Annotated in this window: 25 protein-coding genes; 14 read left to right on the forward strand and 11 right to left on the reverse strand. The window is 72.8% G+C overall.

The genetic code is table 11. The features are described 5' to 3' along the window. The first annotated feature begins 30 nt into the window (after positions 1-30). From OG455_RS27875 to OG455_RS27910, 8 genes are all read left to right on the forward strand, one after another. Positions 31-1092: an N-6 DNA methylase gene (locus OG455_RS27875; protein ID WP_266298307.1), complete on the forward strand. Its 1062-nt coding sequence runs from the start codon at positions 31-33 to the stop codon at positions 1090-1092. A gap of 102 nt (positions 1093-1194) precedes the next feature. Next, positions 1195-1536 (forward strand): hypothetical protein, encoded by a 342-nt coding sequence (locus OG455_RS27880; RefSeq protein WP_266298308.1) that lies wholly within the window; start codon positions 1195-1197, stop codon positions 1534-1536. 178 nt (positions 1537-1714) lie between these two features. Continuing rightward, positions 1715-2653 carry a hypothetical protein gene (locus OG455_RS27885; protein ID WP_266298310.1) on the forward strand — a complete coding sequence of 313 codons (939 nt, stop codon included), beginning with the start codon at positions 1715-1717 and terminating at the stop codon, positions 2651-2653. A 56-nt stretch (positions 2654-2709) separates the two neighbouring features. Further along, entirely contained in the window at positions 2710-3582 is an 873-nt protein-coding gene (locus OG455_RS27890) for a hypothetical protein (RefSeq protein ID WP_266298312.1), read from the forward strand. A 16-nt stretch (positions 3583-3598) separates the two neighbouring features. Further along, the gene (locus tag OG455_RS27895; RefSeq protein ID WP_266298314.1) at positions 3599-4018 is read left to right on the forward strand and encodes a hypothetical protein; all 420 of its coding nucleotides are present in this window, start codon (positions 3599-3601) and stop codon (positions 4016-4018) included. 60 nt (positions 4019-4078) lie between these two features. Beyond that, positions 4079-4642 carry a hypothetical protein gene (locus OG455_RS27900; RefSeq protein ID WP_266298316.1) on the forward strand — a complete coding sequence of 188 codons (564 nt, stop codon included), beginning with the start codon at positions 4079-4081 and terminating at the stop codon, positions 4640-4642. Next, positions 4639-5196, forward strand: coding sequence for a hypothetical protein (locus OG455_RS27905; protein ID WP_266298318.1), 558 nt, complete (start codon positions 4639-4641; stop codon positions 5194-5196). The genes OG455_RS27900 and OG455_RS27905 overlap by 4 nt, the downstream gene beginning before the upstream one ends. Before the next feature lie 197 nt (positions 5197-5393). Continuing rightward, positions 5394-6344, forward strand: coding sequence for a DUF6349 family protein (locus tag OG455_RS27910; protein WP_266298320.1), 951 nt, complete (start codon positions 5394-5396; stop codon positions 6342-6344). Positions 6345-6985: 641 nt separating this feature from the next. Here the strand turns inward: OG455_RS27910 and OG455_RS27915 are convergent. The 3 genes from OG455_RS27915 to OG455_RS42130 all read right to left on the reverse strand — a co-directional run bounded on the left by OG455_RS27915 (position 6986) and on the right by OG455_RS42130 (position 11185). Continuing rightward, positions 6986-7276, reverse strand: coding sequence for a hypothetical protein (locus tag OG455_RS27915; RefSeq protein ID WP_266298322.1), 291 nt, complete (start codon positions 7274-7276; stop codon positions 6986-6988). 44 nt (positions 7277-7320) lie between these two features. Beyond that, complete coding sequence (locus OG455_RS27920) at positions 7321-8907, reverse strand: LCP family protein (RefSeq protein WP_266298324.1); 1587 nt, start codon at positions 8905-8907, stop codon at positions 7321-7323. Positions 8908-9163: 256 nt separating this feature from the next. Beyond that, positions 9164-11185: an FtsW/RodA/SpoVE family cell cycle protein gene (locus tag OG455_RS42130; protein ID WP_323185585.1), complete on the reverse strand. Its 2022-nt coding sequence runs from the start codon at positions 11183-11185 to the stop codon at positions 9164-9166. A gap of 183 nt (positions 11186-11368) precedes the next feature. Here OG455_RS42130 and OG455_RS27930 point away from each other — a divergent pair, with 183 nt between their 5' ends. After that, on the forward strand, positions 11369-11749 hold the full coding sequence (locus OG455_RS27930; RefSeq protein ID WP_266298326.1) for a metalloregulator ArsR/SmtB family transcription factor: 381 nt from the start codon (positions 11369-11371) through the stop codon (positions 11747-11749). A gap of 91 nt (positions 11750-11840) precedes the next feature. Further along, a complete protein-coding gene (locus tag OG455_RS27935) occupies positions 11841-14453 on the forward strand; it encodes an HAD-IC family P-type ATPase (protein WP_266298328.1) in 2613 nt (870 codons plus the stop codon). A 65-nt stretch (positions 14454-14518) separates the two neighbouring features. Here the strand turns inward: OG455_RS27935 and OG455_RS27940 are convergent, their stop codons facing one another. After that, a complete protein-coding gene (locus OG455_RS27940; RefSeq protein ID WP_266298330.1) occupies positions 14519-14992 on the reverse strand; it encodes a MarR family winged helix-turn-helix transcriptional regulator in 474 nt (157 codons plus the stop codon). 104 nt (positions 14993-15096) lie between these two features. On the opposite strand from OG455_RS27940, the gene OG455_RS27945 reads away from it, so the two are divergent. The 3 genes from OG455_RS27945 to OG455_RS27955 all read left to right on the forward strand — a co-directional run bounded on the left by OG455_RS27945 (position 15097) and on the right by OG455_RS27955 (position 17541). Then, positions 15097-16122: an NADP-dependent oxidoreductase gene (locus OG455_RS27945; protein WP_266298332.1), complete on the forward strand. Its 1026-nt coding sequence runs from the start codon at positions 15097-15099 to the stop codon at positions 16120-16122. A 56-nt stretch (positions 16123-16178) separates the two neighbouring features. Beyond that, complete coding sequence (locus OG455_RS27950; protein WP_266298334.1) at positions 16179-16604, forward strand: organic hydroperoxide resistance protein; 426 nt, start codon at positions 16179-16181, stop codon at positions 16602-16604. A gap of 442 nt (positions 16605-17046) precedes the next feature. Next, on the forward strand, positions 17047-17541 hold the full coding sequence (locus tag OG455_RS27955; protein WP_266298336.1) for a DUF3145 domain-containing protein: 495 nt from the start codon (positions 17047-17049) through the stop codon (positions 17539-17541). Between the two features lie 116 nt (positions 17542-17657). Here OG455_RS27955 and fabF read toward each other — a convergent pair whose 3' ends face one another. The 5 genes from fabF to OG455_RS27980 form a co-directional block, all read right to left on the reverse strand. Continuing rightward, positions 17658-18923 carry a beta-ketoacyl-ACP synthase II gene (gene fabF / locus OG455_RS27960; protein ID WP_266298338.1) on the reverse strand — a complete coding sequence of 422 codons (1266 nt, stop codon included), beginning with the start codon at positions 18921-18923 and terminating at the stop codon, positions 17658-17660. A 116-nt stretch (positions 18924-19039) separates the two neighbouring features. Then, positions 19040-19282 (reverse strand): acyl carrier protein, encoded by a 243-nt coding sequence (locus OG455_RS27965; protein WP_266298340.1) that lies wholly within the window; start codon positions 19280-19282, stop codon positions 19040-19042. Positions 19283-19365: 83 nt separating this feature from the next. Then, positions 19366-20412, reverse strand: a complete 1047-nt coding sequence (locus OG455_RS27970; RefSeq protein ID WP_266298342.1) for a beta-ketoacyl-ACP synthase III — start codon at positions 20410-20412, stop codon at positions 19366-19368. Then, complete coding sequence (locus tag OG455_RS27975) at positions 20409-21353, reverse strand: ACP S-malonyltransferase (protein ID WP_266298344.1); 945 nt, start codon at positions 21351-21353, stop codon at positions 20409-20411. The genes OG455_RS27970 and OG455_RS27975 overlap by 4 nt, the downstream gene beginning before the upstream one ends. Before the next feature lie 95 nt (positions 21354-21448). Continuing rightward, entirely contained in the window at positions 21449-22630 is a 1182-nt protein-coding gene (locus OG455_RS27980) for a CdaR family transcriptional regulator (RefSeq protein WP_266300976.1), read from the reverse strand. 187 nt (positions 22631-22817) lie between these two features. On the opposite strand from OG455_RS27980, the gene OG455_RS27985 reads away from it, so the two are divergent. Continuing rightward, positions 22818-23591, forward strand: a complete 774-nt coding sequence (locus tag OG455_RS27985; protein ID WP_266298346.1) for a pirin family protein — start codon at positions 22818-22820, stop codon at positions 23589-23591. Positions 23592-23626: 35 nt separating this feature from the next. On the opposite strand, the gene OG455_RS27990 is transcribed toward OG455_RS27985, so the two are convergent. Beyond that, entirely contained in the window at positions 23627-23938 is a 312-nt protein-coding gene (locus tag OG455_RS27990; protein WP_266298348.1) for a hypothetical protein, read from the reverse strand. A 6-nt stretch (positions 23939-23944) separates the two neighbouring features. Next, positions 23945-24778: a serine hydrolase gene (locus tag OG455_RS27995; RefSeq protein ID WP_266298350.1), complete on the reverse strand. Its 834-nt coding sequence runs from the start codon at positions 24776-24778 to the stop codon at positions 23945-23947. Positions 24779-24804: the final 26 nt, after the last annotated feature.

Here is a 24804-nt window from a genome sequence, read left to right on the forward strand (position 1 = left end):
TTCCATGCCCAAAAGCCACAGGACACCCCGATGCCGCAGCTCAACCTCTTCGCCCAGCAGCCCGACGACGACGATGACTTCCAGATGCCGGCCGCACAAGTACGGACCCGCCCCCGCTTGACCCCGGTTCCCGCCCCGCAGCCGACGCCGAGCACCCCCGGTCCCGCGCCCACGGCGAAGCCCGCACTTCGGCGCTACCCCGTCCCCTGCAACCTCAGGCCGCAGCAGACCGCCCAACGGATCGCCGAAGCCGCCGTCGACGCCTGGCACCGCCACCACGGAGGAGGGCGGATGGAGATACCCGTCGGCGTGGTCGCCGCCCTGTCGCTATGGCCGCGCAAGGGCCCTGACGCTCCGCTCCAGGCGGACTTCATGCTCGGCCTCGACGCCGCGGACCTCGTCCAGCTGATGCGCGAGTGCTGGGCGTACTGGTGGATGCGCCGCCCCCACCTGGTCAACCGTGCAGCACCGATCGCCTCCTGGATGGAGGAGGACCTGAGCAGCCACGAGCTGACCTGCGTGAAGGCGGTGGCCCACGCCGCGATCACCAACAGCCTGCTGGTCGTGACCGGCTCCATGGACCCCTACGACCTCGCCGAGTGTGACCTGATGTCGTGGATGGTCACCGGCCTGCGCAGCCGCGGCTCCCAGAAGTGGCTGGGGGAGTTCCACACCCCGCCGGAGATATGCGAGTTGATGGCCCGGCTGGAGCTCGGCGACTGCTCGCAGGTCGAGCCGGGGTTCTCCTTCCTGGAGCCGGCAGGAGGGACGGGCGGCATGCTGCGGGCGGCCGCGCAGCACCTGCGCGAGCACAAGATCGACCCGGCGACCTGCCGCTGGCACCTGACCGAGATCGACCCGATCGCGGCGGCCGGGGCGGCGGTGAACATGATGCTGTGGGGCATGGGGCAGAACGCCACAGTGTGGTGCGGCGACTCACTCGCCCCCGTGGACACCGCCCGCCTGGCACTGGAGGAGAAGGCCGGGATCTTCGAGCACCGCGACAGGGTCGAGTCGGCGATGGCGATGGCCTTCGCGATCGGCCAGGCCGAGCGGCTGATCGCCGGGGTCACTGCCGAAAGGGCGGCATGAGCACGGTAGTTGATGCGATAGGGAGTTGACCCACATCCTCAATGAGTATAGAATTTACTTATAGGGAAGAGGGGAAGTCTCCATGATCGAGAGGAAAGTCCCATGTATGCCGCGGTCATCAACGAACTCGCCGAGTGGCTCGCGAAGGACACCTGCAGCACCGCCAAGGTCACGGTCGACGGCGACACCCTCATCCTCACTCCCAGCAGTCGCGGCAAGGTATGGGATGTCGAGATCCACATGACCGTCACCGCCCGCCCCGGCCACTGGAACGGCAACATCATCGCCTTCACCTGCATCGGCCATACCGGATCCGTCCTCTACGGCTCGAATCCCACCTTCAAGCACCGCGGCTTCGAAGATGCCGCCAGGCAACTGCGGCACGCCCTGGTCTACTTCCGTACCTTCGGCCACGAGAGCGACCCCGACTACTGGGCAGAGTAGACCGGTTGGGCCCAGTAGCCCCAGCCTGATCATCCAGTCGCGGCGCCCCGGCCCCGGACTGAATGCAAGACGACGAAGAGCTGCACCCTATTCCAAGTGAGTATAGAAATTACTTACTTGTGAGGTGGGGTGCGCCCAGCCCGCCCACGCCGGGCGACCCCGCCAAGGAGGCACCCACATGATCATCACCGCCAGCACCCTCGACAGCGCCGTCACCCGTCTCGCCGAACTCCTCGGCACCTACACCCCCAACCCCCAACTCGAAGACAACCGCGGCACACTGCGCCTCACCAACCCCGACGGCTACACCCTCGGAGCCCGTGCCCGGGTCGACGGCACCACCCTTCAGCTGTGGATCACCGCCCCCGGCGCCAAGGCCGAAAAGATCCCTCGCGGCCTCCAGCCCCTCCAGCCCGGCCGCAGCTACCACACCGTGCTGCACCTCATCGGCCTCGACGGCGACCTCGCCGAGACCATCCACACCGCCGCCGCCGACAGGCTCCTGCCCGCCATCCTCGCCAAGCCCCGCCGCATCGGCCACCGCCCCTGGGAGCAGCAGACCGAGACCACCGAGCAGCCCGACGCGATCCCCGACGACACAGAGCCCGCCGAAGACCCGGCCGAGGCCGAGCCCACCCCAACCGACACCGAGCTGACCGGCGATGAGCCCGCCCCCGTCGACGCCGAGCCCTACGAGGCACCGACTGTCGCCGAGCCCGTCAGCGAGCCGACCAGCGCGGACCCCAACGAGAAGCCGGACGACACCGACCCCGACCCGACCAGCACTGAGCCGACCGCCGCCGAGCCCTCCCCGGCCGACACCCAGCACGCCGGCACATCCGCCCCCGGCGCCCAGCTCCAGGACCAGCGCGCCCCGAAGGCCGCCCGCCCCACCCGAAAGCACACCGCAGCCACGACGCCCGCAGCCCCGACCGGTGCCAGGCCCACCCGGGTCCGCAAGACGGCAACCCCGCCCGCCGACACCAAGCCCACCCGAAAGCGCACCACCGCGAAGAAGGCGACGACCCCCACCGACACCAAGCCCACCCGCGCCCGCAAGACGGCAACCCCGGCCAAGCCCCGCACCCGACGCGCCACCAACACCGAAACCGCCTGACCACTCAACCGGGGGCGCACCCAACCCGCGCCCCCGGCCCAACCCAGGGAGACGACATGACGACAACCGCCACCTTCACCCTCGGCCAGCACATCCGCGCAGGACTCCACCTGCACGGCCACTCCACCACCCACGACCACCGCACCCCCGGCGGCGGCACCTGGATCAGCCTCAACCTGCCCGGCGGAACCAGCATCCGGATCTCGGACTACACCACCGACACCGACATCGACGCCGACCAGCGAACCGGCCTCCAAGCGATCCACCACCTCGGCGACCCGCGCACCAAGCCGGAACACACCATCACCATCCACCGAGCCGACCGCACCCCCGGCCCCGACTCCCTCCACACCGACATCACCGCCCTCGCCGAAGCCGTCACCCTCTACATCAACCTCTGGAACGGCACCCCCGCCGGACGAAACACCGGCCGCCAGATACACCACCACGCCTTCATGGACCTCCCCACCCGCCTCCTCCGCCGAGGCGACGTGATCGTGCACACCGGCTCCGGAAGCCGAGCCGTCCTCACCGAACTCACCCGCCTCGGCCGCAACGAGTACCGGCGCACCAGCCGCACCACCACCCCGCCCTCCCGCGGCGGCAGCGCCAGCCTCCCCGCCACCTACTGGCAGTTCCCCTGGACCTACCGCCAGCACGGCAACCAGATCGTCACCGTCGCCGCCCATCAGCACGTCGACCCGGCGAGCCTCCCGCCCATCCCCTACCCCGACGTACCCGCCCACTTCCGCGACGGCGACCACGTCGTCCACGACTCAACCATCTGGCACCGAACCGACGGCGCCTGGTTCAACCACATCCGCACCACCCACACCCCACCCACCAGCGACAACGCGATCCGCCGCCTCTTCACCGACGACAACCACCTGCGCCTGGGCATCCCCGCCTACCAGCCCGCCCACCACTGAACAAGGACACGCCCTCGTGCTCGACCTCACCCGACGCCGCAACGCCGACTCCGCCAGCCGCGCCCTCGCCCGCCTCGAACAGCTCGAACTGATCCCCCTCCACCCCTACCCCGGATCCGACATCCACTGGCAGCTGCGCTGCGGCCGGACCGGCTGCACCTGGACCGGCCACCTGTTCTACAGCCACCTACGCCCCAGCCGACGACACAACCGCCGCCACACCGGCTGCACCGGCACCCCCGGAACCTTCGAAGCTCTCAAGACCGACAGCGAACTCCTGACCCACCTCAAGGCCGTGTTCCCGGACACCGACTTCCACGTCCACGTCATCAGCATCGGCCGTCAGCTCCAGTGGAAGGACGGCCCAGAACCCCACCACGTCCTCGCCCACATCGGCCCCAACCAGGCAACCCTCACCCGCCGCGTCAGCGCCTAACCCAGCCAACCTGGGCCGGGCAGCCCCGCCGCTGCCCGGCCCGACGTGAAGGACACCACGATGCCCATCGAAATTGACCTGACCGGCCTCCCCCTCGACCTCGTCCCTGTGATCATCGCCCGCACCCGCCGCGAACTCGAACAAGCAGCCCCCGCCGTACCCGGCGCCCTCGGCCGGGACGCCACCCGCGTCTACACCCGCCACACCGGCCCCGGCTGGGCGTTCGTCCGCTGGGCCAACCTCCACCACAACGGCCACACCATCCACAACACCCGCCACATCCTCACCAGCGACCCCCACCACACCTGGTGGTCTCTGCCCATCCACCCCCGCAGCCCCTTCTTCCAGTTCAACCCCGACACCGGACACCCCATCGACGGCTCCGCCCGCCCATACCCCCACCCCGTCACCGCCGACAACACCGACCCCCTCGGGCTGTGCCAGCACTGCGGATCACGAGGACGCTTCCCCGTCCGCTGCACCACCGCCGACCCCGACCGCCACCACGAACAGCACCGCTACCCCAACGGCCGCCCCTGGAAGTACCTGACCTGCCCCACCCAATGCCAGCCAATCACCGACCCGGTACGCCTCCACACCCCAACCCTGGAGCAGCAGCCATGACCGCACACCACACCTACACCGGCCCCACCACCTACCGCAGCGCCTACGGGCTCTTCCGCGGCCCACACGTCACCAACGCGCCCATCATCTCCGTCGAACCCCTCGACCTATCCGCCTACGTCCGCCACAGCCCAGCCGTCCGTCTCATCCTCGCCAACAACAGCGGGCGCGGACCCAAGCAGCTGGAGACAGCGGAATGGGGAACCCGGGAGACCTGGCAGGCCGCGCCCACCGACGCGGGACCGAGCAACGACATCGTTGCCGCGCTCACCGCCGCCGGAATCCCCGCACAGCTGCACCGCACCAGCCACGGCCAAGCCGGCGCCGTCCTCCACCTGAACCGCAGCGGCCGTTACTGCCAGCTCGTCATCACCATGAACACCACCCTTCGCTGGCAGCTCCGCGACCGCCGGGAGACGGCCCACATCCCCTGGGTCAACACCCGTCCCGCCGACGCCCCCGACCACGTCCGGCGCCTCTGCCATCGCATCAACGCGCACACCCTCCCGACCCGACCCGCCCGTGCTCTACCTGGCCAACCCCTCAACCCCTGAAGGTCCGCGCGGCGATGACCGCCGGCGACCTCGGGCTACCTCCCGCAGGACCCCGCCAGCGCCTCCGGAGCCCGGGCGCAGTCTGGACAGTCACCCACGCCCGCCACATCGAACTACCGACCTACGGGCGCGGCGGCCAGCATGCCGCCCTCCCGCCACCCGGCCAACTCACACTCACCTGAACGAGAGCCCCGACAGTGCTGCCCGCCCTTGACGAACTCCGCCGTCGCCTCGCCACCCCGCTCGGCGCCCACCCCGACCCCGACCAACCGACCATCGCCGGACACCTCCTGTGGGACACCCTGATCACCGCCGGGCACACCCCAGCCGTCCACGACCACAGCGCCGGACGCGCCATCACCCTCGACCTCCCAGACGGCACCAGCATCTGGATCAGCGAGCAGGCCGACATCACCCACCCGCCCGAGGACCACGAGGGCTGGTGCGCGCTCCACTTCAACGACCCGAGCGACCCGCTCGGCGACTACGTCATGATCTACATGGGCGACGGCCTCACCCACGCCGAAGACACCGCAGCCTGCGTCCACGCCATCACCGCCTGGACCACCGCCCATCAGGCCGTCGGCGCCATCGCCCGGCAGACCGCCTACGTCTCCCTGCCCACGACCATCCCCCGCGAGACCAAGCGCACCGCCTGGGAGATCAACTACGGCAACCCCGGCTTCAACGGCATCCGCCTACCAACCGCCACCGAGCAGCACACCGCCACCACCATCAACCGGATCTGGGAGAAACCCGACCCCACCAACCCCGACGCCGACCCCACCGACCGCTGGACCTACCTCCGCCGAGGCGCCTGCACCGCCTGCCACTGGGAAGGCCCCGACCGCCGCCACTACAACGAAGCCGTCGAAGACGCCCTCGACCACACCCACCCCACCTGGCGCCAACTCCCCGCCCTGCCTCCCGCCGGCAGCACCAGCCGCAAACGCGCCGCCCTTCTCACCCACCACCGCAACGCCACCTACCCCAGCGACTGGTTCACCACTGGCGGCCCCCTCAAGATCACCAGTGCCATCCGGCGTGACCGCCACGAATCCGGCGGCGCCCCCGGAGGCGGCTACCTCGTCAAGATCTACCGGCCAACATCCCCTGCTCCCCGTCATGAGCAGCAGGTGTTGGCTTGACGCGCCGAGGATCATCGAGTGGTTTCAGCTGAGCGGTCACCGGTACCTGCCATAGGGGCCGGGGCTTCCGGAGTGCAGTGAGGCGCCAGTAAGATGATCGCCGTAGAGCTTCGCGCTGCGCGCTCAAGACGGCTTCACCCGACCGGCCGGTGGGTGAAGCCGTCTTTCGTCGGTTGAGGTCTCCCTTGAGACCTGTTTCGATGGCGGCAAGCGTCGCAGGCCAGCCGTTCGGTCTTCCCTGACGGCTGGTCGGGCCCTGCTCTGAGTGGACTTTTAGTGGACGTGGCGCTGGAGAAGGGCCACGAAAGACGGTGACAGTTAGAGATGCGGGATGGCCATCAAAGGCCATCTGACCTGGGAAAACGGGGAAAACCAGGGGGAGCTAACGAACGCCGATCAAAATCCCCTAAGGACTCATAATCCCTGGGTCGTGGGTTCGAGTCCCACCCGCCCTACCTACACATTGCGGGTCTCACCAGGGAGAACCCTAGGGTACGGGGAACCTGCGCAGGCGCCGACCGGGCCGAGGTTCACCCGTCCGGAAGCATTCGCCACCAGTCGGTTGACGCCAGGTCAGCGTCCGCACTCCGCACTCACTGCTCCGGCCACCCGCAGCCCGTTCAGCCGCTCAGTCCAGCCGCTCAGTCCAGCCGCTCGGTGAGCCAGCGGGCACCGCGCAGCACGGCGGCCCGGCGTCGCTGGCGGCGCGAGTTCAGCCGCGCCTGGGCCGGGATGCGGCCCGCCGGGGCGGCGGCCAGCTCGGCCAGCCGCGCCGCGGAGCGGGCCAGTTCGGCCTGCAGCCGGCGCCGGCGGCCCAGGTCGGTGCTGTGGAGCAGCGCGGCGTGCAGGCCTTCGATCTCGGCGACGGCCGCGGCCAGCCGCAGCGCGGTGGTGTCGGTGGACGCGTGGTCCCCCCGGTCCCCCGAGTACATGCTCAGCGTCGTTCCTTTCGCAGGGCGGACAGGTCGGCCGTGGTTCAGCCGTAGGTGACGCCGGCGCAGATGTCGGCGTCGGCGGGGCGGGTGTTCTGGGCGATCCCGCTGGGCACCGCGCCGGGCGAGGGGCCCGGGGACGGGGAGCCGGTCGGGCTCGGTGCCCCGGTCGCGGCGGCCGAGGCGCGGGCGGTGGCGTAGTCGGTGCCGAGGGTGACCGTCAGCGGGTCGCTCTCGGAGTCGGCGCGGACGTCGGCGCCGGGGAAGTACGGGGCGAGCCGTTCGGCATCGGCCTGGTGGCCGGGTGCGTAGCCGATCGTGGTGACGGCGCGGTCGATCCCGCCGATACCGGCCGTGACGTCCTGGAAGCCCTTGTCGCGCAGGTCCTCGGCGGCCCGGACGGCCAGGCCGGTGGTGCCGCTGCCGTTCTGCACGGTGATCGGGAGCGTCGGATCGGCGGGCCCGGCCGGGCCCGCGGCGGTGCTGGGGCCCGCAGGCCGCCCGGTGCTCCGGCCATCCAGTGTGCGGTCCTGGCGCAGCAGCGTCCACAGGGTATCGGCGTCGGGGTGGACCAGCGCGACCCGGTCGCCGGCGTAGCGCCAGGGCGCGGTGACGAAGCTGAGGTCGCCCAACTCGACCGCGTGCAGGGACTGGACGAACGTGACCAGCTTCATCGCGGTGCCCAGACCGGGGTCGACGGTGAGCGACCTGGTCGCCGCGTCGGCCAGCGGCAGCAGCGTGGTCAGGTCGAAGCCCTGCCGCCGCACCTTCTGGACCAGCGCGGCGAGGAAGGCCTGCTGACGCCGCATCCGCCCGATGTCCGAGCCGTCGCCGAGCCCGTGCCGGGCCCGGACGAAGGCCAGTGCCTGCGTGCCGGCGACCGTCTGCAGGCCCTTCTTCAGATGGATCCCGAAGCCGTCCACATCGCTGGGCACGCAGACCGGCACACCGCCGATCGCCGCGGTCATCGCGGCGAAGCCCTTGAAGTCGATCACCATGGTGTGGTCGACCCGCAGACCGGTCAGTGCCTCCACGGTGTTCTGCGCGCAGGCCGGGTTGCCGTTCGGGTAGCCGCCCACGGCGAAGGCCGAGTTGAACATCTGGCCGTGCTGGGCGCTGGTCCAGTGGCCGCCCGGCAGCAGGCAGGGCGGGATGTCCACCAGGGCGTCGCGCGGCAGCGAGACCGCGACGGCGTGCCGGTGGTCGGCGTAGACGTGCAGCAGGATCGCGGTGTCCGAGTTGCCGCCCCCGACGTCGCCGCCGGCCAGGTCGTCGTTGCCGCCGCTCCGGCTGTCCGAGCCCAGCACCAGGACGTTGACCGGGGTCGAGCCGGAGGCGTCGCTGGGCCCGGTCGGCGGTCGGCTGGCGGAGATCCCGGAGCTGTCGAAGATGCTGAGGTTGCCGTCCAGCCGCTCGTAGAACCAGAAGCCGGCGCCGGCCGTGGCCAGCACCAGGACGGCGGCGGTCAGCCCGGCGACACGCGCGACACGGTGGCGGTTCGCGTGCGCCGCCGGCCCGGGCCGCGGCTCTAGGCTGGGCCCTTCGGGCGCCTCCAGCTCATCGGGCGCCGTGCGTCGGCCGGGCCGCAAGCGGGCGCGCCGCTGGCCCGGGCGGTGCTCGGGATCGGTCATCAGGCGTTCTCCGTGCGCTCGCCGGCGAGCCGGGTACGGCTGCTCGATAGGACGACTTGGTCGGGTGACCGGTTGCACAGTTGCGCAATTTAGCAAGTATTGGGCATGCGGCGCAGCCTTGGCAACGCCGCCAGACGGGTGGGCGGCGGCAGCGGCCGATTGGTAGGACAGCGGCCGGTGGGCGGCGACAGCGGCCGAGCGGGACGACAGCGGCCGCCGCCCGTGGGGGCGGCGGCCGTGGCGTGGCGGGGCCGGGTCAGAAGCCGGAGGCCGGGCCGTTCTGGTCGGGGTGCGGCGGGTACTGCGGGGTGGGCGCGGAGAAGTACTCGGGCTGGCCGTCCGCCGGGTAGCCGCCCTGGGCCGGGTGGCCGGGCTGCGTGGCCGGGGTGCCGAACGCACCGGCGGGGTGGCCGGGTGCGGGGTGGCCCTGCTGGTACTCGGGCTGGTAGCCCTGCTGGTAGCCGAGCTGGTCCTGGGCCTGGTAGCCGGGCGCCCAGCCCGCCCCTGGGTGGCCGGCGCCGGGCTGCTCCGGCCGGGCGCCGCCCTGGCCGCCGCCCTGGCCGCCGCCCTGGCCGCCGTCCGGCGCGCCGGACGGGGTGCCGAAGCCCGGGGTGCCGAAGCCCGGGGCACCGAGGTTCGGGGTGCCGAAGCCCGGGGTCCCCGCGGGTGCGGCGGCCGGGATGACGGTCTGCGTGCCGGTGCCGCCGCCGGTCGGCTGCGCGCCGGAGGCGGGTGCCCCGGTCGCCGTCCCGTGCACGGTCGGCGCGCCGTAGGGCGGCGGTGTGCCCGGTACCGTGCCGGGTCCCGACTGGCCCGGCACCGGCGTCCCGCTCTCGCCCGCCGCGGCGACGGTCGGCTTCGGCGGCGCGATGGTGCCGGTCGGCTCCGGCTCGGGCTCCAGCTCGTTGCGCCCGGCCGCGTCGCTCAGCTTGATCAGCAGCCCGGTGAGCAGCCAGTTCGCCACCGTGGTGGAACCACCGGCGGCCAGGAAGGGCAGTTCCTTGCCGGTCAGCGGGATCAGCCCGGTGACGCCGCCGACCACCACGAAGACCTGCAGTGCCACGACGCTCGCCAGGCCGGTGGCCAGCAGCTTGCCGAACGGGTCGGGCAGGGTCAGTGCGGTCTTCAGGCCGCGCTGGAAGAAGACCACGTAGACCAGCAGCACCGCGGTCACCCCGGCCAGACCCAGCTCCTCGCCGACCGTGGTGAAGATGAAGTCGCTGCGCCCGGCGAAGCCGATCAGCCACGGGTGCCCCTGGCCGAGCCCGGTGCCCAGGATGTGCCCGCTGCCGAAGCTGAAGAGCGACTGTGCCTGCTGGTCCGAGGTGACCGCCGGGATCACGCCCTTCGGGTACGTCTTGTAGACGTCCATCGGGTGCAGCCAGGCCTCGACCCGGCCGTGCACGTGCGGCTCCAGGGTGCCCACGACGGCCGCGCCGCCGACCGCCATGATCACACCGATCACCACCCAGCTGGTCCGCTCGGTGGCCACGTAGAGCATCACGATGAAGACGCCGAAGAAGATCAGCGAGGTCCCCAGGTCGCGCTCGAAGATCAGCACCAGCAGGCTGATCACCCAGATCGCCAGTACCGGTCCCGCGTTGCGCCCGCGGGGCAGGCTCAGGCCCCAGATCTTGCGGCCGACCAGCGCCAGCGCGTCCCGGCTGACCATCAGGTAGCCGGCGAAGAAGACACAGATCGCGAGTTTGACGAACTCGTCCGGCTCGACGGTGATGCCCGGCAGGTGGATCCACCGCTTGGCGCCGTAGTCGGCGTCGGCCGAGAAGAAGGCCGGCGCGGCCAGCAGGACCAGCGCGCCCACCATCAGGATGTAGACGTAGCGCTGGAAGAACCGGTGGTGCTTGACGAAGACGATCAGGGCGAGCGCGGCCGGCACCGCGAGGAAGAGCCACATCACCTGCGAGGGTGCCGAGGGCAGCTTCTGGAAGTCGCCCTTGGCCGCGTGCACGATCGCGTACGACTCGTCGAGCCGGTGGAGCAGCACCAGGCCGAAGCCGCTGAGCAGCACCGCGCAGGGCAGGATCAGCGGGTCGGCGTACCGTGCGAAGCGCCGCATCACCAGATGGGCGCCCAGGGTCAGCAGGGTGAACGACACCCCGTAGACCAGCAGGCCCGGCGGGAGCTTGTCGTTCATCGCCTCGTCCGCGTCGATGTAGGCGAAGAGGCAGAGCGCGACGGCGAAGCCGAGCAGCGCCAGCTCGACGTTGCGGCGCCGGTCGGCGCCGCGCTGGCCCTCGGTCCGCTGGCTGCCTATCACACGAACTCCCCACCGCCACGGCACTCTGGACCGCCGAATTCTCGCACGACCTGGCGGTTGACCGGGCCACCGGCCTGCGGGGCCCGCCCGAGGGGGAGCGTGCGCGATCCATTCGCGCCGGGGGGCGGCGCGGTTAGACTGAGCGCCTTCACGACCAGGGAGACCAGGGAGAGGGCGGTCCAGATGACGGGCGTCAGCGGGTCCGACGATCCGTCCCCGGAACTGCTGCAGCAGGCGGCGGCCTCCTTCGGGCTGCTCGCCTCCACCATGCGGCTGCACATCGTCTGGGTGCTCAGCCAGGGCGAGGCCGACGTCGGCACGCTGGCCGACCGGGTCGGCGGCACCCTGCAGGCCGTCAGCCAGCACCTGGCCAAGCTCAAGCTGGCCGGCATGGTCTCCAACCGTCGCGAGGGCCGGCGTCAGGTCTACGGGGTCGACGACCCGCAGGTGGCGACGCTGGTCCGGCTGATGGTGGAGAAGCTCGCCACCGCCGGGACGGCGCAGCCGCAGGCCGGGCGCGCGGTCGGCGGCGAGCTGTTCCGCTTCCGGGGCAGCGGTGCCTGAGCGCGGGACGCGCCTGCTCCCGCCGGCCGGTGTCCGAACCGTCCGGCCGCTGAACGGCCCCGCAGGCCCGAGCCCCGCGGACCCGGCCCGGTTGAGCCGGCACGCGGCGCTGCGCGCGGTGGCCGCCACCCCGCGCGGGCTCACCGAGGCCGAGGCGGAGGCCAGGCTCGCCGAGCACGGCGAGAACATCGTGCTGCCGCTGCCCGAGCCGAGCACCGCCAAGCGCCTGCGCTCCGCCCTCGGCGACCCCTTCACCGCGCTGCTGGCCGTGCTGTCCGTGGTCTGCGCGGTGATCGGCTCCTGGGGCAGCGCGCTGACCATCGCCGCGCTGGTGCTCACCGCCTGCTTGCTGCGGCTGCGCGGCGAACGCCGCTCGGCGCTGGCGCTGCGCTCGCTGCGGGCCCTGGTGCCGAGCACCGCGACCGTGCTGCGCCGGGCCGAGCACAGCGAGCTGCCGGCCGCCCGGGAGGTCCCGGCCGAGCAGCTGGTGCCCGGTGACGTGGTCAGGCTGGTGGGTGGCGACGCCGTCCCGGCCGACCTGCGGCTGCTGCGGGCCGAGGGCCTGACCCTCGACCTGTCGGCGCTGACCGGCGAGAGCACTCCGGTGCCGCGCCTCGCCCTGGACGGGCCGTCGACCGGGCCTGGTGGCGGTCCCTTCGACGCGCCGCAGCTCTGCTTCGCGGGGAGCACCGTGGTCACCGGCAGCGCCACCGCCGTGGTGCTCGCCACCGGCACCGCGACCCGCTTCGGCGCTGCCCACGCGCCCGGCCCGCTGACCGGGCGCGGCCGCTCGGTGGTCGAGCGCGGCATGCGCCGCGCGGTGCTGACGCTGATCGCCTTCATGGTCACGGTGGTCCCGCTGACCGTCACCGCCGACACCCTGCTGCACGGCTGGAGCCGCGGCCTGCTGCCGTTCGCGGTGGCGGCGGCGGTCGGCTTCACCCCGGAACTGCTGCCGCTGGTGGTCAGCTCGGTGCTGGCCCGCGGCGGCCACCGGCTGGCCAAGGCCGGCGTGCCGGTGCGCCGGCTGCCGGCGGTCGGCGAGCTGGGCGCGCTGGACGTGCTCTGCCTGGACAAGACCGGCACCCTGACCACCGGCGAGCTGATGGTGGCCGGCTCACTGGACCCGGCCGGCCGCCCGGACCAGGAGCCGCTGCGCTGGGCGGCGCTGATCGGCGAGGCCGCGCTGCTCGACGGCGAGCCCGGGCTGCTCGACCCGCTGGACGAGGCGCTGCTCGACGCCGCGGACGCCGCCGGACTGCCGGCCGCCGAGCCCGGCGCGCTGCTGGAGGTGATCCCCTTCGACCCGGTGCGCCGCCGGTCGGGCGCCGTGCTGCGCGAGCGGGGGGCGGCAGCCGCCGTCGGCGGCCGACGGCGGGTGCTGGTGCTCAAGGGCGCGCCGGAGGAACTGCTCGACCGCTGTGCCGCGCTGCCCGGCGGTGAGGCGCTGGACCCGGCGGCGCGCGAGGCGCTGGACCGGCTGGTGGCCGAGCGGACCGGGCGGGGGCTGCGGCTGATCGCGGTGGCCAGGGCCGAGAGCGAGGCGCGGCTGGGCGGCCACCGGGTGGCCGACGAGGACGGGCTGACCCTGCTCGGCTTCGTCGAACTGATCGACCGGCCCGAGGACTCGGCCGAGGCGGCGCTGGCCCTGCTGCGCGGCTGCGGTGTCGCGCTCACCGTGCTGACCGGGGACCACCCGCGCACCGCGCTGAGGCTGGCCGAGCGGCTGGGCCTGGCCCCTGGCCGGGTGCTGCTGGGCGCCGAGCTGGCCGGGCTCGACCGGTCGGCGATCGCGGCGGCGGGCGCGGCGGGCGCGGTCTTCGCCCGCTGCACCCCCGAGCAGAAGGCACTGGTGGTGCGGGCACTGCGGGAGGCCGGGCACTCGGTCGGCTTCCTCGGCGACGGGGTGAACGACGTGCCGGCGCTGCGCTGCGCGGACGTCGGGATCGCCACGGCGGGCGCCGTGGGCGCGGCGCGCGAATGGGCGGACCTGCTGCTCGGCGGGCGCGACCTGGCGCTGCTCGGCCGGGCGGTGGCCGTGGGGCGGGAGGCCACCGCGAGGGTGGCCGCCTACCTGCGGATCGCGCTCTCCTGCAACCTGGGCAACGCGCTCTCCATGCTGGCCGGCGGGGTGCTGCTGCCGTTCCTGCCGATGCAGCCGGCCCAGGTGCTGCTGCAGAACCTCTGCTTCGACGCGGCGCAGCTCTCGGTCGCGGTCAGCGGCCGCCCGGCCGGTCCCGGCAGCCGACCGGTGCGGCTGCGCTGGGGCTCGCTGGCCGCCTTCGCGCTCGGCTTCGGGCTGCTCAACTCCTTCTTCGACCTCGCGATGTTCGAGGCGATGCGCGGGGTCACCCGCGGCTACTCGGTGCCGAACTCGGAGGCGATGTTCCACACCGCCTGGTTCGCGGAGAACCTGGTCACCCAGGCCGTGGCGCTGCCGGTGCTCTACCGGTTGAGCCGCACCCGGCAGCGGCCGCCGCGGCCGGTCTGGTGGGCGGCCGGGATGCTGGCGGCGGTCGGGCTGCTGCTGCCGCCGAGCGCGCTGGGCGAGCGGCTCGGCTTCGAGGAGCTGCCGGCGGCGGCCTACGGCTCACTGGCGCTGGTGGTGGCCGGCTACGTGCTGGTGCTCGGCGCGGGGCGCTGGCTCTGGTGGCGCTTCGGCGACCGCGCCGAGCGCGCCGAGGCCGCCCGGCCGGCTCCGTAGCGGGCGACCCGGCAGCGGGCTGTCCGGCAGGCGGCTCGGCGGCGGCGGACTCGGCGGCGGCAGGCTCAGCCGCCGGCCCCGACCAGCATCCGCTGCAGCAGGTCGCGCAGCGTGCCCCGCTCCTCGGGGACCAGGGCCGCCAGTGGCTCGCGGGCGAAGTTCAGCGACTCGCGCAGCTCGGCCGAGGCGGCCTGGCCCTGCTCGGTGGCGGCGACCAGCTTGACCCGGCGGTCCTGCGGGTCGGCCTCGCGGGTGACGAAGCCGCGGGCCTCCAGCCGGTCCACGATGCCGGTGATGTTGGACGGCTCGCAGCTGAGCGTCTGGGCGATGTGCCGCATCGGCATCGGGCCGCGTCGGAGCAGCGCGAGCACCTTGGCCTGGGCGCCGGTCAGCGACCGGGCGGCGGCCGCCTCCTCGTACTCGCGGTGGAAGATCGCGACCAGGCCGGCCATGAGGTCCACCACCTCGCGGGTCAGCGCGTCCTCGCGGGCCGCGTCCTCACGGGCCGCGTCGTCGCGGGTCAGCTCATCGTTCGCCATGCCGTCGACTCTACCTGAATATTTGACAATCTGAACCTTTCACGTCCATCGTTGCTTTACCGCCTCAACCTTTCAGGTGGCAATCCAGAGCAAGGAGCGCAGCGATGGCAGAGCAGCCGATTCCCGCCACGGCCCGCGAGTGGCACCTGAAGGCCCGGCCGAACGGCTGGCCCCTGGAGACCGACGTCGAGCTGCTGGAGGCCCCGGTCCGCCGGCCGGAGCCGGGCGAGATCCTGGTCCGCAACGCCTTCCTCTCGGTCGACCCGTACATGCGCGGGCGGATGAACGACGTCAAGTCCTACGTCGCGCCGTACCAGCTGGACCGGCCGATGGAGGGCGGCGCGGTCGGCTACGTGGTGGCCTCCGCCGCCGAGGGCTTCGCGGTCGGCGACGCGGTGCTGCACGGGCAGGGCTGGCGCGAGTACGCGACCGTCCAGGCCGCGCACGCGATCAAGGTGGACCCGGCCCACGCGCCGCTCTCCTACTTCCTCGGCGTGCTCGGGATGCCCGGTCTGACCGCCTACGCCGGCCTGGTGGCGGTCGCCCGGATCAAGGAGGGCGACAAGGTCTTCGTCTCCGGCGCGGCCGGCGCGGTCGGTTCGCTGGTCGGGCAGATCGCCCGGCTCAAGGGCGCCTCCCGGGTGGTCGGTTCGGCCGGCTCGGCGGCCAAGGTGGCCAAGCTGGTGGACGACTACGGTTTCGACGCCGCCTTCAACTACAAGGACGGCCCGGTCGCCGAGCAGCTCGACAAGGCCGCCCCCGAGGGCATCGACATCTACTTCGACAACGTCGGCGGGGACCACCTGGAGGCCGCGATCGGCGCCCTGGGCCTGCACGGCCGGGCGGTGATCTGCGGCGCGATCGCCCAGTACAACGACACCGAGGCGCCGGCCGGCCCGCGCAACCTGGCGCAGCTGATCGGCAAGCGGCTGCGCCTGGAGGGCCTGCTGGTGAACGACCACGCCGCGCTCCAGCCGCAGTTCACCGCCGAGGTGGCCGGCTGGCTGAAGGACGGCAGTCTGCACTACGACGAGACGGCCGTCGACGGCATCGAGCACATGATGGACGCCTTCCTCGGCCTGATGCACGGCGAGAACACCGGCAAGATGGTCGTCCGGCTCGCTTCCTGATCCAGATCAACCGGTCTCACTGTCACATTTTTTGCGAATTCTCGGGAGAGAGCGCCATGTCCAACCCTGTCAAGATCGCTTACATCGCCGTGGCCACCGCCGAGGGCGGCCGGGACGGCCGGGTGGCCTCCTCGGACGGCCTGCTCGACGTCGTGGTCCGCCCGCCCAAGGAGCTGGGCGGCAGCGGCGAGGGCACCAACCCCGAGCAGCTCTTCGCGGCCGGCTACGCGGCCTGCTTCCAGAGCGCGCTCTTCGTGGTGGCCCGCCGGGCCAAGGCCGATGTCACCGGCTGCGAGGTGACCGCCCGGGTCGGCATCGGCCCGGACGCCGAGGGCGGCTACGCGCTGGCCGTCGAGCTCTCGGTCCAGCTGCCGGGCCTGCCGGCCGACCAGGCACGGCAGTTGGTGGAGGCCGCGCACCAGGTGTGCCCGTACTCCAACGCCACCCGCGGCAACATCGAGGTGACGCTCCAGGTGGGCTGAGCCCCGCCGGCAGCCCGCTGAGCGAACGCGCCCCGGTCCGAGCCCGCCAAGGCTCGCCGGGGCGCGCGGCGTTGGCGCGCGCGACCCCGGCGGACGGATGCGGCCCCCTTCCGACGGAGCGTCAGGCGGCCCGGGTCGGGGCGCGATAGCGTGGCGGAACCGCCGCGGCGCCACCGGATGGGGCCGTTCGGGGGAGAGATCCCGATCAGGGGTAGACCTGTCCCCGGAACTGACTACCATGGTTGCAGCCTGTCCGTTTTGCTCATGTTAGTGACTTAATGTCGGTTGGCTCGTGACGCCGGTTGGCTCTCGACGCCGATCGACCCGGGTTGCCGGCACGTCAGAACCGGGCAGGTGTCGGCCACGTGGCGCCCAGGACCAACCGGCCACCGGCACGAGGCAGCTGGGGAAGGCGACCCTCGTCCACAGCCTGGAGGTCCCGGTGACGACACGTGGAGTCCTGTACATCCACTCCGCGCCCCGCGCGCTGTGCCCGCACGTCGAATGGGCGGTGGCGGGCGTGCTCAACGTGCGGGTCAGCCTCGACTGGATCCGCCAGCCGGCCGCCCCCGGCCAGTGGCGCTCCGAGTTCTCCTGGCAGGGGGAGGTGGGCACCGCCTCCAAGCTCGCCTCCGCGCTGCGCGGTTGGCAGCTGATGCGCTACGAGGTGACCAGCGAGCCCTGCGCCGGCGCGGAGGGCGAGCGCTACAGCAGCACGCCCGCGCTCGGCATCTTCCATGCCGTGACCGGCATCCACGGCGACATCCTGATCCCCGAGGACCGGCTGCGCGCGGTGCTGCTGCGGGCCCGCAGTGAGGGCAGCGACCTGGAGGCGGACATCGCCCGGCTGCTCGGCAAGCCCTGGGACGACGAGTTGGAGCCGTTCCGCTACGCCGGCGAGGGCGCCCCGGTGCGCTGGCTGCACCAGGTGGTCTGACCGGCCCGCCCGGGCGCGCGAGAGGGGCCCCGCGGTGCGGGGCCCCTCTGCGGTCCGGTGCGCCAGATGGTGGTGCGTCAGGCGGTGGTGCGTCAGGCGGTGGTGCGTCAGGCGGTTCAGATGCTGCGGAAGGCCAGCACCACGTTGTGACCGCCGAAGCCGAAGGAGTTGTTCAGCGCGACGATCCGGCCGCTCGGCAGCGCGCGCGGCTCGAAGCGCACGATGTCCGCGTCCACGTCGTCGTCCAGGTCGTCGACGTTGATGGTCGGCGGGGCCTGCCGGTGGTGCAGCGCGAGGACGGTGGCGACCGTCTCGATGCCGCCGGCGCCGCCCAGCAGGTGGCCGGTCATCGACTTGGTGGAGGAGACCGTGACGTGGTCGAGGTGCTCGCCGAGCTCCTTGCGCAGCGCCTTGATCTCCGCGACGTCGCCCAGCGGGGTCGAGGTGGCGTGCGCGTTGACGTGCACCACCTCGGCCTTGTCCAGGTCGGTGGCGGCGAACAGGTTCTCCAGCGCCCGGGCGATGCCCGAACCGGTCGGCTCCGGCTGCGCGATGTGGTGGGCGTCCGAGGAGAGGCCCTGGCCGACCGCCTCGCAGTAGACCCGGGCGCCGCGCGCGGCGGCGTGCTCGGCCGACTCCAGCACGACCACGCCCGCGCCCTCGCCGAGCACGAAGCCGTCGCGGCCCTTGTCGAAGGGGCGGGAGGCGCGCTGCGGCTCGTCGTTGTTCTTGGACATCGCCATCATGTTGGCGAAGGCGACGATCGGCAGCGGGTGGATCGCGGCCTCGGTTCCGCCGGCCACCACCACGTCGGCGCGGCCGGTGCGGATCATCTCGATCGCGTAGCCGATCGCTTCCGCGCCGGAGGCGCAGGCCGAGACGGGGGTGTGCACGCCGGCCCGGGCGCCGACCTCGATGCCCACGTTGGCGGAGGGGCTGTTGGGCATGAGCATCGGCACGGTGTGCGGGGACACCTTGCGGACGCCCTTCTCCTTCAGCACGTCGTACTGGTCGAGCAGGGTGGTCACGCCGCCGATGCCGGAGGCGATCACGGTGCCCAGGCGCTCGGGCGCCAGGGTGGAGGACTCGTGGGTGGCGGCGACCTGGAAGCCGGCGTCGGCCCAGGCCTCGCGTGCGGCGATCAGCGCGAACTGGGCCGAGCGGTCCAGCTTGCGGGCCAGCGGCTTGGGCAGGACCTCGCCCGGGTCCACCGCGGTGCGCGCGGCGATCTTCACCGGCAGGTCGGCGGCCCACTCCTCGGTGAGCGCGGCCACGCCGGAACGGCCGGCGAGCAGCCCCGCCCAGGTGGTGGCGGCGTCGCCGCCCAGCGGCGTGAAGGCGCCGATACCCGTGACTACCACGGTGCGGTTTTCAGCGGTCACTGGTTCTTCTTCTCTCACGTGTGCGGGGGCTGGGTGTGGCCGGCGCGCCCTGGGGAAAGCGGCGAGGGGCCCGGGCGGGGGAGGCGTTGAGCGCGCCGCCCCCACCCGGAGGGGGATCAGGCGTTGGTGAGGATGTAGTCCACCGCGTCACCGACGGTCTTCAGGTTCTTGACCTCGTCGTCCGGGATCTTGACGTCGAAGCGCTCTTCGGCGGCCACGACGACCTCGACCATGGACAGCGAGTCGACGTCCAGGTCATCGGTGAAGGACTTGTCGAGCTCGACATCCTCGGTCGGGATCCCGGCGATCTCGTTGACGATCTCGGCGAGACCTTCCAGGACCTCTTCCTTGCTGGCCATCTTGGCTGCTCCTCTGGGAGTGGTAGTGACGCCTCGCGGGGATGCTCGACGCCGGTTGACGGTACGTAAGGCGCGATGCGCGCCTATGGGAGGGTAACGACTGCCGCGGCGTAGACCAGACCCGCCCCGAACCCGATGATCAGGGCCAGGTCGCCGCTCTTGGCCTCGCCGCTCTCCAGCATCCGCTCCATGGCGAGGGGGATGGAGGCGGCGGAGGTGTTCCCGGTCTCGGCGATGTCGCGGGCGACCGGCACCGATTCGGGCAGTTTCAGGGCCTTGATCATGGCATCGGTGATCCGCATGTTGGCCTGGTGCGGGATGAACGCGCCGAGCTGATCCGCCGTCACACCGGCGGCGTCCAGGGCCTGCTGGGCCACCTTGGCCATCTCCCAGACCGCCCAGCGGAAGACCGGCTGGCCGTCCATCCGCAGTGCGGGCCACCGCATGCCCTGCTCGGCGTGCTCGCTCGGACCGTTGACGCCGTCCGGCTTCGCGAAGGCGGTGTCCCAGGCCTCGGTCTGGGTGATCACGTCCTTCTGCGAGGCGTCCGAGCCCCAGATGACCTTGCCGATCCCGGGCGTGTCGGAGGGGCCGACCACCGCCGCGCCCGCGCCGTCACCGAAGATGAAGGCGGTGGAGCGGTCGCTCTTGTCGGTCAGGTCGCTGAGCCGCTCCACGCCGATCACCAGCACGTACTCGGCGCTGCCGCCGCGGATCATCCCGTCGGCCAGGTTCAGCCCGTAGCCGAAGCCGGCGCAGGCGGCCGAGATGTCGAAGGCCGGGGCGGTGCCGCAGCCCAGCCGCAGCGCGATCTCGGTGGCGATGGCGGGGGTCTGCTTGAGGTGCGTCACGGTGGCCACGATCACGCCGCCGATCTGCGCCGGGTCGATGCCGGCCTGGGCGATCGCCTTGCCGGCGGCCTGCACCGACATCTCGGCGACGGTCTCCTCCGGGCCGGCCCAGCGGCGCTCGGTGATCCCGCTGCGGGTGCGGATCCACTCGTCCGAGGAGTCGATCCAGGTCAGCACCTCGGCGTTGGGGATCACCCGGACCGGGCGGTACCCGCCGACACCGTGGATGCGGGAGTGGGCGGCGCCGCTCGCGGGACGGATCTGGGGGACTGGGGTCATGCGGCGTTCTCCTCACCGGCGTGCTCGGCCACCAGGGCCTTGGCCTTCTCCAGGTCGGCCGGGGTCTTCAGGGCCAGGGTCGCGACGCCCTTGACGTTCCGCTTGATCAGGCCGGTGAGCGTGCCGCCCGGGGAGAGCTCGATCACGCAGGTCGCGCCGAGCTGCCCGATGGTCTCCATGCACAGGTCCCAGCGGACCGGGTTGGAGACCTGGGCGACCAGTCGGGAGAGCACCTGCGCACCGGACCGGACGACCTCGCCGTCCTTGTTCGAGACGTAGGCCACCGCCGGGTCGGCGACCGCCAGGGTGGGCGCGAGCTCCGCCAGCCGGGTCACGCCGGGAGCCATGTGCTCGGTGTGGAAGGCGCCCGCCACCTTGAGCGCGACCAGCTTGGCCTTGGCCGGCGGGTCGGCCCGCAGGGCCTCCAACTGCTCCAGGGTGCCGGCCGCCACGATCTGGCCGCCGCCGTTGTTGTTCGCGGCGGTCAGCCCGTGCGCGGCGAGCTTGGCCGCGACCTCCTCCGGGTCGCCACCGAGCACCGCGATCATGCCGGTCTCGGTGACCGCGGCGGCCGCGGCCATCGCCCGGCCCCGCTCGCGGACGAAGGTCAGCGCGTCGGTGGCGCTCAGCACGCCGGCGAGAGCGGCGGCGGTGATCTCGCCGACGCTGTGCCCGGCGACGGCGCCGACCAGCTCGCGGGCGGCGTCCTCCTCCGGGAGGAGCGCGTGGGCGGTCACCAGGCCGGCGGCCACCAGCAGCGGCTGGGCCACCGCGGTGTCCTTGATCTCATCGGCGTCGGCGTCGGTTCCGTAGTGCACCAGGTCGAGGCCGGCCACCTCGGACCAGCCGGTCAGCCGCTCGGCCATGCCGGGCAGCTCGAGCCAGGGGGTGAGGAAGCCGGGAGTCTGGGCACCCTGTCCAGGGGCGACGATAACGAGCACGGTTCAACCCTCTCTCGCCAGGCGCCCGTGGGCGGGTAGGCGACGGTAACGAAGAAAAGGACCTCGGATTGTGGGGTCTCTACAGGGTCTCTGGGTCAGTCCCCGGTGGACTCGAGCCGGCCCAGGGCCAGGGCGATGCGGAGCGTGAACGCCGAACGCACGTCGGAGGGGGCGTAGCCCGTGACGTCTGTCACACGACGGAGCCGGTAGCGCACGGTGTTCGGATGGACGAAGAGCATCCGGGCGGCGCCTTCCAATGAGGACGCCTGCTCCAGGTAGACACTCAGCGTCTCCAGCAGTGCCGAGCCGGCCTCGTCCAGTGGTGTGTAGATCTCCTCCACCAGTTGATGGCGTGCCACCTGGTCGCCCGCGAGCGCGCGTTCCGGCAGCAGGTCGTCGGCGAGCACCGGGCGCGGGGCGTCCGGCCAGGCCGCGCAGGCCCGCAGGCCGGAGGCCGCAGCGTGCGCCGAGCGGGTGGCCGAGAGCAGGTCGGCGACGGTCGGGCCGACCACCACGGGGCCCGGCGCGAACTGGCCGATCAGCGCGCGGGCCGCGTGCACCGGCTCCTTGTCGCCACCGACCACCACCACCAGGCGCTTGCCCAGCACCCCGGTCAGCACGTGCAGCCGGGCGTACCTGGCGGCGCGCCGGATCGCCTCCACCACCGCCTCGCTGTCCCCGTCGGGCGCGCTGCCCATCACCACCCGCACCTGGCTGGGCTGCCCCCAGCCGAGCGCGGCGGCCCGGGACAGCACGCCCTCGTCGGCGTCCCCGGAGAGCAGCGAGTTCACCACCAGGGCCTCCAACCTGGCGTCCCAGGCCCCTCGGGCCTCGGCCGCCTGGGCATAGACCTGGGCGGTGGCGAAGGCGATCTCACGGGCGTAGACCAGCACCGACTCGCGCATGCCGTCCTCGTCGCCGGGTGCCGCGACCTCGGGGATCGCCTCCTCCATCACCTCGATCGTGGTGCGGATCAGCTCCACCGTCTGGCGCAGGGTGATCGCCCGGGTCAGCTCCCGCGGGGCGGTGCCGAAGACGTCGGTGCTGATCGCCTGCGGGGCCTCGGGGTGGCGGTACCACTCGGTGAAGGCGGCGATGCCGGCCTGGGCGACCAGGCCGATCCAGGAGCGGTGCTCGGGCGGCATCCGGCGGTACCAGCCGAGCTGGTCGTCCATCCGGGCAATGGCGGCGGTGGCCAGCTTGCCGGCCGATTTCTCCAGGCGCTTGAGGGTGGCGGCGCGCAACTCGGCGCGCTCGGCCGCTAGCCGGCGCTCCACGGCGGTGCCGCCGGAGGTGGCGATCTGCCGTGCGGACCGCTTGCCGGCGGGCTGGTTCTGGTCGTCGGTGGCTGGAGCTGAGGGGGCTGGCACAGGGACAAGACTGCCTCACCGCGCGCCTGCTTCGCGCCCACCCCCCGGCCGCGAGCGCGGAGAGACCGCGTGCGCACCGGCTACGGTGGGTCAGGTGACCGACCCTGCGCGCCCCCGGGCCGACCTGCGCCGTACCGCTGAACGCTACCGCTCCGCACCCGCGCCGGGAGTGGAAACCCGGCACGCCTTCTCCTTCGCCGGCCACTACGACCCGAAGAACGTTCACTTCGGCCCGCTGCTCGCCTGCAACGAGGAGGTCCTGGCGCCCGGCGCCGGGTTCGAGACGCACCGCCACCGGGACATGGAGATCGTCACGTGGGTGCTGGAGGGCGCCCTCGCGCATCGGGACGACGACGGCCACGCCGGGGTGGTGCGCCCCGGGATGGTGCAGCACCTGAGCGCGGGGCGCGGCGTCGGCCACACCGAGCGCAACATCGGCGGGGCCGGGGTGCCGGTCCGCTTCGTGCAGATGTGGCTGCAGCCGGACGTCTTCGGGACCGAGCCCTCGTACGGCCTGCGCCGGGTGGAGCCGGCCGCCGACGGGCTGACGCTGCTCGCCTCGGGCCTGGAGCGGGACGCCGGTGGCGAGGCGCTGCGGCTGCGCCGCTCGGACGCCGCCCTGCACCTGGTCAGCGCCGGGCCGGACCAGCCGCTGCCCGATCTGCCCCGAGCCCCCTGGCGGTACGCGCATCTGACCCGGGGTTCGCTCGGCTACCGCACCATCCCGGGGCCGCGCGGGGTTGGCCGGTCGATGGAGGCGGGCGACAGCCTGCGGCTCACCGATGAGGCCTTCGCCGCCCCGGTGGCCGGGCCCGAGGGCGCCGAGCTGCTGTTCTGGGAGTTGCACTCGGACCTGAAGCTCGGGTGACCGGGTGACCGGGTGACCTGCGGCCCGTCAGCCCGTCAGCCGCCGCGCGGGAGCGTCCAGGCCGGCGAGTCGTCCGGCGGTAGCGGCCGCACCCGCCAACCGGTGCGGTCGGCGTCCTCGTCCCAGAACGGGACATCCCCGTAGTACAGGCCGTAGGCCCAGTACTCGGCGGACTCGTGGCACACCAGGTCGGGGTAGGGGGCGAAGGAGAGCGGCCCCCAGGCATGGTTGAGCCGTGCCACCGCCTCGGCCCGGTCGATCGCGAACAGCGCCCGCAGCTCGGCCGCGATCTGCCCGAAGAAGTCGAGCATCCCGGGGTCGGCCGCCATCAGGAACTCGTCGGCCACGCCCGGTCAGCCCCGCAGCTCCGCGAGCACCGCGTCGCTCAGCGGCGGCCAGGCCTCGGCCGCCCACGGCCCGAAGTCCCGGTCCGCCAGCGCCACGCAGGCCGCGCCCGCCACCGGGTCGACCCAGAGGAAGGTGCCGGACTGGCCGAAGTGGCCGAAGGTGCCGGGCGAGTTGGCGCCGCCGGTCCAGTGCGGGGTCTTGCCGTCGCGGATCTCGAAGCCGAGCCCCCAGTCGTTGGGCTTCTGGTGCCCGTAGCCCGGCAGCACGCCGCTCAGCCCGGGGAAGGCCACCTCGCGGGTGGCGGCGGCCACCGTCGAGGGGTCCAGCAGGCGCGGGGCCTGCAACTCGGCGACGAACCGGGCCAGGTCGGCGGCGGTGGAGACGCCGCCCGCGCCGGCCGGGGTGCGGTGCGCGGCCTCGATGGCGGTGTCGGCCATGCCCAGCGGCTGGAAGACCGCCTCGGCCGCGTACCGCTCGAACGGGATCCCGGCCGCCTTGGCCAGGGTCTCGGCCAGCACGTCGAAGCCCGCGTTGGAGTACAGCCGCCGGGTGCCGGGCGCGGCCATCGTCCGGTTCTCGTCGAAGGCCAGGCCGGAGGTGTGGGCGAGCAGGTGGCGGACCGTCGAGCCCTCGGGGCCCGCCGGGTCGTCCAGCTCGAAGACGCCCTCCTCCACCGCGACCAGCGCCGCGTAGGCGGTCAGCGGCTTGGTCACCGACGCCAGCTGGAACCGGTGGTGCTGCGGGCCGTGCGCGCCCAGCAGTGCGCCGTCCGCGCCCCGCACCACCGCCACGGCCGCCGCCCCGACCGGCCACTCCTCGATCATCCGCAAGCTCTGCATGGGACGAACTCTAGTGCCGTTCAAGG

Origin of the sequence: Kitasatospora sp. NBC_01287 (assembly GCF_026340565.1) — a bacterium.
Classification (GTDB): Bacteria; Actinomycetota; Actinomycetes; order Streptomycetales; family Streptomycetaceae; genus Kitasatospora.